Source organism: Enterocloster lavalensis (assembly GCF_046603895.1).
Taxonomy (GTDB): domain Bacteria; phylum Bacillota; class Clostridia; order Lachnospirales; family Lachnospiraceae; genus Enterocloster; species Enterocloster lavalensis.
In genome coordinates this window covers 4,842,615-4,855,100 of record NZ_CP176637.1, presented here as the reverse complement: position 1 = coordinate 4,855,100, position 12,486 = coordinate 4,842,615, and the positions used below count along the sequence as shown (strand labels likewise).

The 12,486-nt window shown below is 58.9% G+C and carries 14 protein-coding genes; 2 read left to right on the top strand and 12 right to left on the bottom strand.

What is annotated here, in order from left to right; genetic code table 11:
* Positions 1 to 36: 36 nt before the first annotated feature.
* From ACK2JC_RS21730 to ACK2JC_RS21700, 7 genes are all read right to left on the bottom strand, one after another.
* Positions 37 to 162: a hypothetical protein gene (locus ACK2JC_RS21730; RefSeq protein WP_368272118.1), complete on the bottom strand. Its 126-nt coding sequence runs from the start codon at positions 160 to 162 to the stop codon at positions 37 to 39.
* Positions 163 to 172: 10 nt separating this feature from the next.
* The gene (locus tag ACK2JC_RS21725) at positions 173 to 1,291 is read right to left on the bottom strand and encodes an amidohydrolase (protein ID WP_368272119.1); all 1,119 of its coding nucleotides are present in this window, start codon (positions 1,289 to 1,291) and stop codon (positions 173 to 175) included.
* 50 nt (positions 1,292 to 1,341) lie between these two features.
* The gene (locus ACK2JC_RS21720; protein WP_368272120.1) at positions 1,342 to 1,905 is read right to left on the bottom strand and encodes a hypothetical protein; all 564 of its coding nucleotides are present in this window, start codon (positions 1,903 to 1,905) and stop codon (positions 1,342 to 1,344) included.
* A gap of 31 nt (positions 1,906 to 1,936) precedes the next feature.
* Complete coding sequence (locus ACK2JC_RS21715; protein WP_368272121.1) at positions 1,937 to 3,397, bottom strand: sodium:solute symporter; 1,461 nt, start codon at positions 3,395 to 3,397, stop codon at positions 1,937 to 1,939.
* Positions 3,397 to 3,618: a hypothetical protein gene (locus ACK2JC_RS21710; RefSeq protein ID WP_118754786.1), complete on the bottom strand. Its 222-nt coding sequence runs from the start codon at positions 3,616 to 3,618 to the stop codon at positions 3,397 to 3,399. Before ACK2JC_RS21710 ends, ACK2JC_RS21715 begins: the two co-directional genes overlap by 1 nt.
* A 25-nt stretch (positions 3,619 to 3,643) precedes the next feature.
* A complete protein-coding gene (locus ACK2JC_RS21705; protein WP_368272122.1) occupies positions 3,644 to 4,426 on the bottom strand; it encodes an SDR family NAD(P)-dependent oxidoreductase in 783 nt (260 codons plus the stop codon).
* A 67-nt stretch (positions 4,427 to 4,493) separates the two neighbouring features.
* Positions 4,494 to 6,197 (bottom strand): M28 family peptidase, encoded by a 1,704-nt coding sequence (locus ACK2JC_RS21700; RefSeq protein ID WP_368272123.1) that lies wholly within the window; start codon positions 6,195 to 6,197, stop codon positions 4,494 to 4,496.
* Between the two features lie 220 nt (positions 6,198 to 6,417).
* Here ACK2JC_RS21700 and ACK2JC_RS21695 point away from each other — a divergent pair, with 220 nt between their 5' ends.
* Positions 6,418 to 7,338 (top strand): LysR family transcriptional regulator, encoded by a 921-nt coding sequence (locus ACK2JC_RS21695; protein ID WP_302325710.1) that lies wholly within the window; start codon positions 6,418 to 6,420, stop codon positions 7,336 to 7,338.
* On the opposite strand, the gene ACK2JC_RS21690 is transcribed toward ACK2JC_RS21695, so the two are convergent.
* The 5 genes from ACK2JC_RS21690 to ACK2JC_RS21670 all read right to left on the bottom strand — a co-directional run bounded on the left by ACK2JC_RS21690 (position 7,321) and on the right by ACK2JC_RS21670 (position 10,114).
* Positions 7,321 to 7,611, bottom strand: a complete 291-nt coding sequence (locus tag ACK2JC_RS21690) for a DUF3795 domain-containing protein (protein ID WP_118754789.1) — start codon at positions 7,609 to 7,611, stop codon at positions 7,321 to 7,323. The genes ACK2JC_RS21695 and ACK2JC_RS21690 overlap by 18 nt on opposite strands.
* 29 nt (positions 7,612 to 7,640) lie before the next feature.
* Entirely contained in the window at positions 7,641 to 7,979 is a 339-nt protein-coding gene (locus ACK2JC_RS21685) for a TfoX/Sxy family protein (protein WP_368271533.1), read from the bottom strand.
* A 116-nt stretch (positions 7,980 to 8,095) separates the two neighbouring features.
* Positions 8,096 to 8,551, bottom strand: a complete 456-nt coding sequence (locus ACK2JC_RS21680) for a GyrI-like domain-containing protein (protein ID WP_092369271.1) — start codon at positions 8,549 to 8,551, stop codon at positions 8,096 to 8,098.
* Positions 8,552 to 8,613: 62 nt separating this feature from the next.
* On the bottom strand, positions 8,614 to 9,528 hold the full coding sequence (locus ACK2JC_RS21675) for a helix-turn-helix transcriptional regulator (RefSeq protein ID WP_368271535.1): 915 nt from the start codon (positions 9,526 to 9,528) through the stop codon (positions 8,614 to 8,616).
* The gene (locus ACK2JC_RS21670; RefSeq protein ID WP_368271537.1) at positions 9,518 to 10,114 is read right to left on the bottom strand and encodes a DUF3788 domain-containing protein; all 597 of its coding nucleotides are present in this window, start codon (positions 10,112 to 10,114) and stop codon (positions 9,518 to 9,520) included. The genes ACK2JC_RS21675 and ACK2JC_RS21670 overlap by 11 nt, the downstream gene beginning before the upstream one ends.
* Positions 10,115 to 10,333: 219 nt before the next feature.
* Here ACK2JC_RS21670 and ACK2JC_RS21665 point away from each other — a divergent pair, with 219 nt between their 5' ends.
* Complete coding sequence (locus ACK2JC_RS21665; RefSeq protein WP_368274713.1) at positions 10,334 to 12,442, top strand: ABC-ATPase domain-containing protein; 2,109 nt, start codon at positions 10,334 to 10,336, stop codon at positions 12,440 to 12,442.
* Positions 12,443 to 12,486: the final 44 nt, after the last annotated feature.

Genomic DNA, 12,486 nt, shown 5'->3' with positions numbered 1-12,486 from the left:
CCCGCCGAACCGTGGTATCACCGCCGAACCGTGGTGTCACCGCCGAACCGTGGCGTCTCCGCCGAACCGTGGCGTCCCCGCCGGACCGTGGTGCCCCCGCCGGACCGTGGTGTCCCCGCCGGACCGTGGCATCTCCGCCCCGGCCGCCGCTACCCGCTCCACGTCTACCCCATCACCCTTCCAGTCTCTTCCTCACCGCCCCCGCCAATATTTCCGCTCCATACTCCATCGCCTTATGGTTGAAGCACATGTCCTGGTGGTGCAGTCCCGGCGCGGCGTCCGATCCAAGGCCCAGGAACGCTGTTTTGCAGTGCGGCAGCTTCTGGATGTAGAAGTGGAAGTCCTCTCCGCCGGGGCTGACGATGGGCGGCATGACATTTTCATTTCCCAGCACCTCCCCAATCACAAGGCGCAGGTCCTCCACCATCCCGCCGTCGAATTCAGCGGCCGGGACGCCCTCGCTGATATGGATTTCCGCCTCCGCCCCGTTGGCTCCGGCAGCCAGCGCGGCGCAGCTTCTTAGCTTCTCCTTTAACTCCACCATCACCTGGTTGGACTGGGCGCGCATGTCAAAGCTGATCTCCGCCTTGTCCGGTATGATGTTGACCGCCTTTCCTCCCCCGAAAAAACGCGTGACCTTGACAGAATGGCTGACTCTCGGGTCCACGCGGATTATGTTGACCGCGTTCACAATAGCCACCGCCGCCTCCACGGCGTTGATCCCCTGCTGGGGCCTGGCCCCGTGAGCGGACCGGCCTCTGACAATGATGTCCGCCCGGCTGCTGGCGCCGTGGTACACCGCCGGGGATGCCTGGCCGAAGCCCAGCTCCTCCTTCGGGCGGATATGCAGTCCCATCATCTCGTCCACGTCGTCCGCAAGCCCGCTGTCGATGATGCTTTTAGAACCTGCCAGCGTCTCCTCCGCGGGCTGGAAAATGATCTTGAGCCGGCCGCAGGGAATCCCCCGCTCCGCCAGCATCCTGGCCGCTGTCATAACCATGGCGCTGTGAGAATCGTGGCCACAGGTGTGCCTCGCTACATTTTCCCCGTCGATCACGTAGGGCAGGGCGTCCATGTCTGCCCGGAGCGCCACGGTTTTTCCAGGCCGCCCGCTGTCCAGAATCCCGATCACCCCTGTTTTCCCGCCCACATTGCGGATCACCTGAAAACCGCAGTCCTCCAGCTCCGCCGCAAGGAAGGCCGACGTCTCGTGCTCCTCCATCCCCAGCTCCGGGTGGCTGTGGAGGAATTCAAACAGTTTGTACACATAATCGATATATATTTGTTCCATACGCTTTCCCCTTTTTTACAATCGCGGGCGCTCCAGGGCCCCCGCGCTCCTCAGCCGAAAAGCCCTTCCATCCGGTCGTACCGGTACACCAGATATCCGCTCTCCCCGTCCACGATTTTCCGGCATTTGTGCCGCACGCCCCGCCTGTCCTCATAGGTCAGTGGGACCGCGTAGACCGGCTTGTAGATGAGCTCCATGAACTCATGCTCGATCACGGGGATCACCCGTTTCCTGCGCACCATGTGCTGCTCCAGCTTGCGGACAATGGCCTCCCGGGCCTCCCTCTCGTCAAACCTCGGAACGAGAACGGAGTCCCCGGAAATCTCCTGCTCACTGGCGGACGGAGCGCCCAGGGCGACCCCCGCCTCCCCGGTAATACCCTCCATCGCCATGATCTGCCGCCCTCCCATTTTCCCCCGAAGTCCTCCAGGAATGGCAAAGCAGATCTGCATGATATAATAGGGCACGTAGCGGACCAGGATCGCCTCCCGGTCCATAGATACCACTTTGTAGGAGGGGGACCAGAATGCAAGGCCCTTTTTCTCCAGCGACGCGGCGGCGATTGCCACCGCCCGGTCCGCGCTTATGTTGGACGCGGATGCCAATATGGTCATGTTCTCTCCCCCTTCCAATTCCATTTTCTTCCTATTCCAGATAGAAAATCTCCCTGGTTTCCTCGTCGATAGGCTTTGTGAATGCGCTCACCGCCAGAATCACGATCAGAGAAACGATGCTGCCAAAAATGCCGGGCCAGATGCCGAAGGGCCAGTTGGAAAAACTGTTGTACATGATATAGCCCGCCGCATACCAGGCCAGGGCCGCAGCAGCGCCCGCCGCCATTGCGCAGAATCCTGCCGTCTTGGTGGTCCCAGGGGACCACAGGGCGAAGAGAACCGGAACAGTAAATGCGCCCGCCCAGGTGTTGAAGGAGAAGGCCACCAGCCACTGGATGGCCGTAAAGGGCTTGAACGCCATGACCATAGCCACGGCCGCCACCACCACCGTGATAGCCCGCCCCACGCGCAGCTGCTGCTTCGCGGAGGCGTTGGGATTGATATATCCGATATACAGTCCCAACGCAGCCGCCGAGCACAGTAGCAGGGTGGAGTCCACGGAGGACATGATTGCCGCGATAACGGCGGAGATCAGGATGCCGCCCAGGATCGGGGTCATGTAGGTGCCGATCAGCGTGGGAACCAGGCGGTCCGTGGACTCCAGGCCCGGAAGCAGGGTGATGCCGCAGAGGCCGATCACTCCACAGGCGGAGAGCACGAAAATGTTAAAGAACACCGAGTAGCCCAGCGCGCCCCGGAGCGCCTTTAAATCCTTGGGGATCAGGAAACGCACCACCGAGGTGATGCTGCCGCCCACCATCAGGATGGACCAGGTGATGATACAGCAGATGACCCAGGTTTTGCTGGCTTTTCCCGTCAGCCTCAGAAGATCCGGGTCCGTGGCCGCGATGCCCTCGTGCATGGCGGTAAATCCGCCCGCCCTTGTGAGAAGAATAGCCGCCAGAATGCCGAAGCCCGCGATCATGATGATGCCCTGGATATAGTCGGTCAGCGCCACGGAGTTCATGCCGCCGGACATGGTGTAAATGGTCAACACCACCGCGATCATGGGAATCGCAACATTGTAGGGAATCCCGGTCAGGCTCTGCACCGAGCTGCCCGCGGCCGCGAACTGGGAAATAATGGTAGGTATCGCAAACACGATAATAAGCAGCTCATAGAGGATCTTGGACGCGTTCCCGAATCTGGCGCGGAAAATGTCGCCATAATCGATGGCGTCCACCCGCTCGCTGATTTTGCGCACCCGCTCGCCGGTGAGCAGAAAGGTGAACCAGGGAGCCGCTGCGGCGGCCATGGGAGTTCCCATGTAGCTGTAGCCCTGGGTGTAGACGGTGGCCGGCATACCGATGGTGGAGCCGGAGCTGAGCTGGGTGGACGAGTAGCTGAAGCCCGTGACCGCGGCGCTTACGTTCCGGTCGCTGGTATAGTAGCTCTTGGAGTTGGTCACCTTTTTGGAGCTGATAAAGCCGATGACCAGCATGCCCGCCAGATAGACCAGGAGTATCACGATATAGATTATTTCATCTCCCATCACTCATCCTCCTTCTTTTTCTCTTTAATGATGTAAATGGTTGTGGCCACCGCCACGAATATGTACGGGCACCACATCACCAGAAACGACTCCAGCGGCACGCCGAACACATAGATGTCAAATTGGAACTGGACGAAGATACCGCAAAACACCAGAAGCCCGGCCTGCATCGCGATGGTCGTCCAGGGAACCTTTACCCATTTTTTATCTTTCTTCTCCATACGCTTCCCTCCGTTTGTATGCAGACTACATCATCAGGCTGCCGCCGTTGATATCCAGGCAGTGCCCCGTCACATAGCTGGCTTCCTCCGAGGCCATGAACAGGATTCCCGCCGCGATCTCCTCGCTGGTGCCCCTGCGGCCTGCCGGAATCTTCTTCAGGGTGGCCTCCTTCTGCTCCGGCGTGTTGGTATTCCAGTTGTCCTCGATGTACTGTGTGGATTTGATCAGGCCGGGGGCAACGCCGTTGATCTGGATGTTAAAGGGCGCGCATTCCAGGGCCAGCTGGCGCATGAGCCCAAGCTGGGCCGCCTTGCTGGGCGCGTAGGGGATGCGGCCGAACTCGGAACGGCTGGTGGTTCTGCCCGCGCCGGAGGACACGATGACGATTTTTCCGGCCCGCTTCTCCTTCATCATAGGGATCACCTTCCGACAGAGGTAAAACGCGCCGTAGAGGTTGCGCTTCACAACGCCGTCGAATTCCTCGTCCGTGTACTCCTCGATATTCCCAGAGTGCACCGCGCCGTGGGTTCCGCCTGCGTTGTCCACCATCACGTCCACGGTCCCGAAATCGGCTGTCACCTCATCGATCATGGAATCCACGGACTCCCGGCTGCTGACGTCGCAGTAATAAGCCTTCGCTTTCCCGCCCGCGGCTGCAATCTCATTTACCGTTTTCTCCGCCAGCTCCATGTTCACGTCGGTCACGGCCACCACCGCGCCCTGATCGCTGAACATCTTTGCCGCGGCCGCGCCGATCCCGGCCGCGGCCCCTGTGATCACGACCACCTTACCGTCAAATCGAAACATACCTGCCACCATCCTTTCCTTTTCCTGTTGTGTTCACATTAGTTGTTTATTCCTGACCGGACAGCCCTCACAAAAGCTCCAGAATCTGTCCGCAGTATTCCATCACCCGGTTGTACCCCTTCTGAAGCTGGGTCAGATACAGATAATACCGGCTGGAGCCCTCCATGCTGGCGGCCAGCCGTTCCCCACACTCCAGATTCGGCAGAGGGTAGAGGGGTCCGCACAGGTCAAAATCGTACACATCGTTCTCGTGGTAGACCAGACGGACAATGTTCCGGCATAACTTCATCTGCCGCTCCACCAGCGCTTCCGCCTCTTCGCCCGGCTCCGCCGCGGCCCGGCACAGCGCGTCAAAGTCAGCCGCCTTTCCGGCAATCTCATCCAAACGCTTCTGCAGGGGTGCAAAATCAAAGGTTCCCACAAGCCTGTCCTGAAGCCGGTCCACGGTCTGCTTCATTTCCTCCACCGCCCTTCCGATCACAAAGGGCAGGGCCGGAGCGGTCAGAAGCCGCCAGAGGACGGCGGCGTAAAGCCTGCAATCACGCACCAGGAGCTCAGGGCTTATCTTGTCGATGGTATCGTGCTCCGTATGCCACCACCAGCCCAGCCCCCCGGCTCTGCTGCCCTCGCCGTAGCGGAAGGACAGGGAGTCCCCGACGGTTGAAATATCCTGCTCGGAGAACGTCCCGAAAATGGAGGTAATGCCCACGCCGAAGAAGGACTGGTCCGCGTTTCTCGCCATGCGTTTGCCGGAAAATGCCGCGCCGGTCTGCCCTTCGATCACGTCCTTCGCCAGGTCCCAGGCCTGGGCCATGACCGGCGGTTCCTCCACCACCACGGCGTTCTCTCCGCCCACGGAATCAATGTTGAGATGCGCTGCGCAGTGATCCCTCAAATCCTCAAAATGGTGGTCCGCATACCAGGCCGAGCCCGCGTACTTGCCCTGGGAGTGGCCGGACCAGAACGCGATCCGAAGCCCCCTGGCCAGCTTGTCCTTTCTCTGTGCCATCAGCCTGGCGCATTCGATCATGGTGGCGTTGGCGCTGCCGTTGTCCATTGCGCCGTAATCCCAGGAATCGATGTGCCCGGAGAAGAGAATGTACTTGTCGCTCTTCGGGCATTCCAGGTCCGCGATCAGAAGCGGGCACTTTCTCCATTCATTTACCACCGTGGACTCCACTCTCACCTTCACATGGCCCTCTTTTAAGAGGCGGCGGATTTCCGCTCCGTCGGGTTTTGTTACGGAGACCACCGGGACCGCGGGGAGGGTATCCAGACGGCTCTGTGTGGGGTTGCCCCAAATGTCGGAGGCCGGGCCGTTGTGAATGTTCTGGTCGTGGAGGAACAGTACCGCCACCGCGCCCTTTTTCTCGGCTTCCTTGATCTTCACCGCGTTTGCCAGTCCGTCCATCAGCACCACCTTCCCCCGGTAATCCGCCTCGGTGCAGTCGGCGGCCTCCGCCATGATCCCGCCGATGGGAGTGGACGGGGTGAAGCAGGCGCTGATCCCCTTAAAGGCCTTCTCCACCGGGCTTTCAATGGTCACGAAGGCCTTCACCGGATAGCTGATGTATCCCATATACTCAGGCATCTCCGTGTGATAGCCGAAGGAGTCCAGCAGCCCTTTCAGGTATTTCAGGCTATCCACCTCCTCCTGAAGGCTGGAAATGCGGACCCAGCGCGAGACGCCCCTGGTGTATTCCATCAAAGCGTCCCGGCTCACATCATGGAGTATCTGAGTTTCTTCCTCGTTCATTTGCCGCAGATACATACTGCACCTCCTCAATATTTGTAATATTTTTTGCAAAAAAGTCCCAATGGAGAAAAATTTTTACCTTTCTTTCCGTTGAGACTCATTTTTTAACACAAAATTGATTTTATATTGAATTTTTTCGTTTTATTGATTATACTACAGGAGATATCATGAAGTAAAATTGTAATTCTTGGGATGGTTATAGATATTTTCTATATTTATATGGAGGGGGAGTAAAATGGCAGTCAATTTCGAATACTACAAGGTCTTTTATTATGTCGCAAAGTATCAGAGCCTTTCTCTGGCTGCGCAGATGCTCCATCTCACCCAGCCCACGGTCAGCCATTATATCCAGGCGCTGGAGTCGGAGCTGGGCGTCAAGCTGTTCGTACGCTCCAAGAAGGGCGTAACCCTCACGCCGGAAGCCACCGTTATGCTGCACAACGTGGCGCAGGCGGTGGAGCACATTTCCAAAGCCGAGGACAACCTGGAGAATTTCAAGTCCATGGACACGGGCAGCATCCACATCACTGCCAGCGAGGTGGGGTTTCTCACCGGCATCGTCCCCGTGATCAAGGCATTTCACCGCGACTATCCCGGCATCTCCTTTAAAATCTCCACGGACTACACCCCCACCGCCATCGAGCGGCTGAAAGCGGGTCTGGCGGATTTTATCGTGGTCACCGATCCGGTGGACAAGCTGGATCACTCCATTGCGCTCTACCGGCTCTTTCCCATACAGGATATCGTGGTTTGCGGGCCGGAATTCGCGTATCTGACCAAACGTGCCCGGACCCTGGAGGAACTGGCGGATTTTCTCTGCATCCACAACGAGATTCCCTCGGTCAATCCCCAGTACGCCAAAAAGCTGGAGCCCTATTTCATCAACAACAGCCTGTCCGTCACCGGAAGTCTGGCCATCGAATACTACACATTCCAGAAGGCCCTGCTCCTTCAGAATCTGGGCCTGGGCGTGCTGCCGGACGTGATGGTCAAAAAAGAGCTGGCGGAGGGTTCCCTTCTGAGGGTTCCTCTCGCCAGCCCGATTCCGCTGCGCTATGTAAATCTCTTGTTCCGTTCGGATCTGAATCTGCCTGCCGCCAGCAGAATCTTTGTTACCTATTTAAAAGAGCATTTTGGGTCATTGCAAGGATCTTAAAAGCTTGATATTCTCCTCCCGGATCCGTTTGTTCTCCTCCGGGGAAAGGTTGGGATCGTCCAGATCGTAGCGCCTGCAGGGCAGTTCCCCACATTTGCCACAGTGGGCCAGCTTTTTCTGGATGACGCAGCACTCGTACTTCTCGCAGACGGTCCGGCCAACGTACTCCGCCCAGAAAACCTTTCCCTCAACCGCCTGGCAGCCGGGGCACTGGCCGGGGTAGTATTCGCATTCGGAGCAGATGACTCCGCAGCAGCTCATGTTTTTTTCCATAAATCTTCTCCTTTGTGGCCTGGCTCTTTCTACACCTTTTTCTTTTTTGGAACTTTGGGCTTTTTCGGCTTGGGAGCGGGCAGCTCGCCGCAGGTCTCGCGGACCAGCTTCGCCAGAAACTCCCGGTCCTCCACCTCCTCCACGATCAGAAGGTTTGATCCCTCGTGGGGGGAGGCGATCTCAGCGTCCGGCAGCAGCCGTTTACCCGCCTCCGTGACCTTTAGATAAAGCTGGTTTCCCTCAACCGTGCCGAAAAACTTCCCGTCGCAGTACAGGCCGTATTCGCCGAACAGCTTGCGGTAGGTGATCGCCCCCGCGCCACTCAGCTGGCCCGCCACAAATTCCACGTATTCCCGGGTGGATGCCATTTGGTACGCCTCCTTTTATTTTGTGTTATGCGATTGCCGCGGGGCGGTTTGCGCTCCGCCTATACCGCGGGGTGGTTTGCGCTCCGCCATTGCCGCGGGGCGTTTTTTTCCCGCCCCTACCGCAACGCGATATACATATGAATCTCCGCCTGCTCCATGTCGCTGTTCTGGTATTCCTCATAGTCCCCGGTATAGGCGCGGTCCAGATCCATGGTCCAGAGAGCCTGCCAGAAGTCTGAAACCGCCTGGTGCATATCACCTTTGACAATAAATTTGGCGTAGCGGCCCGCCGGGATGCGCTTTACCGTCAGGCCCTCCGGGAGCTGCTCATCGGTGGTCACCTCGAAACCTACGGTAATATCGTAATCCCCGCTTGCGTCGGAGGCATAATCGCTGTAAAGCCCCACGGACTTGTCGTTTGCTTTGTTGGGCATGGAGAGATGAAGTCCCTCGCCGTAAAGCCTTGTCCACAGACCCCCGATCACCTGGGGCATGTCCGGCGCGCTGTTGTTGGTGCGCGCGCACAGACCTGCGATTATTTTCTCATTCATATCTAAAATCTCATATTCCATCTCTGTCACCTTGGTCCCTTTCGTTTTTGGATGATATCATTCTACCACCCTAAACAGGACATCTATACGTCACCATTATATTTTTTTAAAATATCCCTTACCAGCTCCCGGAAACGCGGGCGCAGTTCCTCCGGTTCCAGCAGCTCCACCGTGGGGCCGAAGCTGAGGAGCCAGCCAAACAGCGATTCCACATCCGTAAATCCGCAGGTGAACAGCAGTCGCCCATTCCCGGTCTCCTCAAAACTCTCCGGGCCGTACTCCTCCATCAGCCGCCATTTCATCGACGGCTCAAACAGGGCCGTGGCCTGGATAGCCGCGGGAAATACCTTTTCAGGGCTGGGGTCGTAGGGCGGGTAATCCCGGGGCGAAAACGTCTCCCCGGTCTCGCAGAGCCGGGTCATGCGGTGCAGCTTGAACAGGCGGTAATCCTGCCGGTCCAGGCAATATCCCCACACGTACCAGGAGGACCACTGGAAAATGAGCACGTAAGGCTCAATTTTCCGCCGTCCCTCTCCCCGGGGCGAAACGTAGTCGAACCCGATCAGACGGCGCTCCTCCGCAGCCGACAAAATCAGCTCGATCTTAGGCGCCAGGGCTTCCTTGTAGAAGGAGGATAAGTCGATGGCGATGTGGCTGTCCGCCGCCAGAATCAGGCCCTGTTTGACCGAGAGCTTGTCCATGAGCTGCTGGTATTTGTTGCTGCCGGACACGCTGTCCAGGCTTTTGAGGCCGGTGAGAATGGACTGCATTTCCCTTGAAGTGAGCAGCGTCCGGTCCACCCGGTAGCCGTCCATGATGGAAATGCCTCCCTCCCGCCCCTGGGCCGTCACGATGGGGATTCCCGCCTTGCAAAGCGCCTCCACATCCCGGATAATGGTCCGGCGGGAGACCTCGAATTTCTCCGCCAGATAGGGGGCGGTGACTTTTTCCTGCTGAAGCAGGATGGATAAGATGCCGATCAGCCGGTCAATTTTCATCCTCGTTCCGTTTTCCTTTCCCGCGCGCGGCCGTCCCCTTTACCGTTTCCGGGGCCATGCCCTTTCCCTTTTCCAAGGCCGCCTCCTTTCCCTTTTCCGAGGCCGTACCCTTTCCTTTTTCCCGCGCCGTTCTCTTTCCTTTTTCCGGCGCCGGACCGGGCGTCAGGCCCATGGAGCGCAGCTTGAGAAATACCAGCTCCTCAAGGTCCCACTCCACCGCCTGCTCCCGTATCTCCAGGTACAGCCAGCGGCTTCCCTGGAAAATCCTGGTGTCGCGGAACTTCCCCTGGATGTACGGGGTGAAATCCCCCAGCCGCGCTTCCATCTCCGCCATGGCGTCTCCTCCGATGAGGATCATGCAGATAAAGTATCCGTCCAGGGGATAAAGGGTGCACACGTTTTTGCCGTTTTTCTTGAACTTGATGTTCCAGCCCGGCTGCATGGTGCAGCCGCTGTACTCCAGCTTCGGGGCCCCGGGCAGTTCTCCGCCATAAAGCCCATGAAGTCCTCGGAGAGCAGTTTGCCTGCGAAGGCTCCGGCCTCCTCCAGGGTGGGCTTGCGGTCCTTTCCATATAATAAATTCCATTCCATTGTTGTTCCTCCTGCCATGTCTGGGTGTGGTTTTTCATTTCCATGTTTATCATGCCACAGTTAACACGACATCTATGTGTCACTATTATAAAGGAATGGCGGAAAATTGGGAAGAGAATTCTCAGAAAGCTGAAAATGCTTGCATTGTGTATTTTTCTGCTTTAAAATTAGATATTATTTCAAGAAAAGGAGAGCGCATTTGCGCGGTGAAAACATGAAGCAGTCAGCAGATTTACGGCGTTTACTGGAATCCATCGACCGGAAAAGCTATCCGGCTTATAAATCGGCCCAGGGGATATACGCGTTTGAGAGCTATACCCTGTCCATCGACCACGTACAGGGAGACCCCTTCGCCTCCCCCTCCAAGGTGAGCATCACAGTGCCCCACGCCAGGGCCGGTTACCCCGGGGCTTATTTCGACACACCCTGGAAGAAAACGGCGCTGGAGGATTATCTGGTCCGGCAGTTCGGGCGGGAGATCGCCCAGTTCAACTTCAAGGCCAAGGGATCGGGCAAGAGCGGCCTGATCGCCATCAGCAGCCCCGGGCCGGAAATTCTCTCCCGGACGGCCTGCGAGATCACAAAGACAGGCATCACCGCCCGTTTTGAGGTGGGCTTCCCGGCTTTCGGGCGGACCATCAACTCCGGGGAGCTGATCAAAATCCTCTTTGAATTCCTGCCCCGCTGCGTAAAGAGCGTATTTTTCCACGCCAGCCGGAATCCCAAGGAGGTAAAGGCGGTGGCGGAGCTGGCGGAGGACCAGCAGTTCATCCGGGAGGAGCTTAAGCGCCGGGGGCTGGTCGCCTTTGTGGCGGACGGTGCGGTGCTGCCCCGGGAGAGCGGCGTTTCCAGCCGTCCCATGAAGGGCGGGGTGGCATTTTCCTCGCCGGAGAGCCTGCGGGTGGAGATGGAGCTGCCCCACAGGGGACGGATCACCGGAATGGGGATCAAGGAGGGCATCACGCTGATCGTGGGCGGCGGTTACCACGGGAAATCCACGCTGCTCAAGGCTCTGGAGCTGGGCGTCTACAACCACGTGGCCGGGGACGGCAGGGAGTATGTGATCACGGACGATACGGCCCTCAAACTGCGGGCCGAGGACGGGCGCAGCATCAACAACGTGGACATTTCCCTGTTCATCAACGACCTGCCGAATAAAAAGGATACCCGCCGCTTTTCCACGCCGGATGCCAGCGGCAGCACCTCCCAGGCAGCCGGGGTTATCGAGGGCTGGGAGGCCGGAAGCCGGGTGTTTTTGATCGACGAGGACACCTCGGCCACCAACTTCATGCTGCGGGACGAGCTGATGCAGCATATCATCAGCCGGGACAAGGAGCCCATCACCCCCTTTATCGAGCGGGCCAGGGACCTGTTCGTAAAGGCCGGAATCTCCACAGTGCTGGTGGCGGGCAGCTCCGGGGCTTACTTCTATATCGCGGACACCATTATCCAGATGGACTGCTACGTGCCCCTGGATATCACGGAAAAGACAAAAAAAGCCTGCGCGGAATACGGGGAAGATCCCACCAAGGCGGCCCCCGGCTTCTCGCTTCCTGCGCCCGGGCGGAAGCTGGCCGTGAGCGCGGCCGGAAAAAACATGGCCAGCAGCGCCGGACGGCAGTCGGCGGAGAGCCGCGGCGGATATGAAGCTGCGGACGGGGATGAAGATGAAGGATTCGGCGGAAATGGACGTGGCGGTGACCGCGATGGCGACGGCGGCAATGGGCGCGGCAGCTATGGCGACGGCGGGCGCGGCGGCTATGGCAACGGCGGACGCGGCGGCTACGGCGACAGCGGGCGTGGCGGCTATGGCAACGGCGGACGCGGCGGCGACAGCAACCGCGGCGGCGACGGCGACAGCGGGCGCGGCGGCTATGGCAACGGCGGACGCGGCGGCTACGGCGACAGCGGGCGTGGCGGCTATGGTAACGGCGGACGCGGCGGCTATGGCGACAGCGGGCGCGGCGGCTACGGCAACAGCGGGCGTGGCGGCGACCGCGGCGGACGCGGGCGCGACGAGCGGATCAAGACCAAGACCTACGGCAAGGACTCCCTTCAGGTGGGCAAGGAGCAGGTGGACCTGCGCTTTGTGGAACAGCTGGTTCACGGCGAGCAGACCGCGGCCCTGGCCCAGATGGTGCGCTACTGCCTGGAAAAACAGCTCTTCCCCCGCTACAGCGTAACGGAAATCGTTAAGCTCCTCACAAGCGAGATCAACCGGGGCGGACTTCCTGCCATCAGCGATTCCTCCTACGCCGCAATGGGCCTTTGTATGCCCAGAGAACAGGAAATCTTCGCCTGCCTGAACCGGTACCGGGGATAAGACACGGCGGTCACGGGGCATTACGGACCGGCAAGCACACAGTA

Excerpts from the sequence above, each read along its gene's own strand:
- ACK2JC_RS21675 (WP_368271535.1), bottom strand. The coding sequence starts at position 9,528 with ATGAAAATTGACCGGCTGATCGGCATCTTATCCATCCTGCTTCAGCAG.
- ACK2JC_RS21685 (WP_368271533.1), bottom strand. The coding sequence starts at position 7,979 with ATGGCATCCACCCGGGAATACGTGGAATTTGTGGCGGGCCAGCTGAGT.
- ACK2JC_RS21680 (WP_092369271.1), bottom strand. The coding sequence starts at position 8,551 with ATGGAATATGAGATTTTAGATATGAATGAGAAAATAATCGCAGGTCTG.
- ACK2JC_RS21665 (WP_368274713.1), top strand. The coding sequence starts at position 10,334 with ATGAAGCAGTCAGCAGATTTACGGCGTTTACTGGAATCCATCGACCGG.
- ACK2JC_RS21715 (WP_368272121.1), bottom strand. The coding sequence starts at position 3,397 with ATGGGAGATGAAATAATCTATATCGTGATACTCCTGGTCTATCTGGCG.
- ACK2JC_RS21720 (WP_368272120.1), bottom strand. The coding sequence starts at position 1,905 with ATGACCATATTGGCATCCGCGTCCAACATAAGCGCGGACCGGGCGGTG.
- ACK2JC_RS21695 (WP_302325710.1), top strand. The coding sequence starts at position 6,418 with ATGGCAGTCAATTTCGAATACTACAAGGTCTTTTATTATGTCGCAAAG.
- ACK2JC_RS21700 (WP_368272123.1), bottom strand. The coding sequence starts at position 6,197 with ATGTATCTGCGGCAAATGAACGAGGAAGAAACTCAGATACTCCATGAT.
- ACK2JC_RS21705 (WP_368272122.1), bottom strand. The coding sequence starts at position 4,426 with ATGTTTCGATTTGACGGTAAGGTGGTCGTGATCACAGGGGCCGCGGCC.
- ACK2JC_RS21670 (WP_368271537.1), bottom strand. The coding sequence starts at position 10,114 with ATGGAATTTATTATATGGAAAGGACCGCAAGCCCACCCTGGAGGAGGC.
- ACK2JC_RS21690 (WP_118754789.1), bottom strand. The coding sequence starts at position 7,611 with ATGGAAAAAAACATGAGCTGCTGCGGAGTCATCTGCTCCGAATGCGAA.
- ACK2JC_RS21725 (WP_368272119.1), bottom strand. The coding sequence starts at position 1,291 with ATGGAACAAATATATATCGATTATGTGTACAAACTGTTTGAATTCCTC.
- ACK2JC_RS21710 (WP_118754786.1), bottom strand. The coding sequence starts at position 3,618 with ATGGAGAAGAAAGATAAAAAATGGGTAAAGGTTCCCTGGACGACCATC.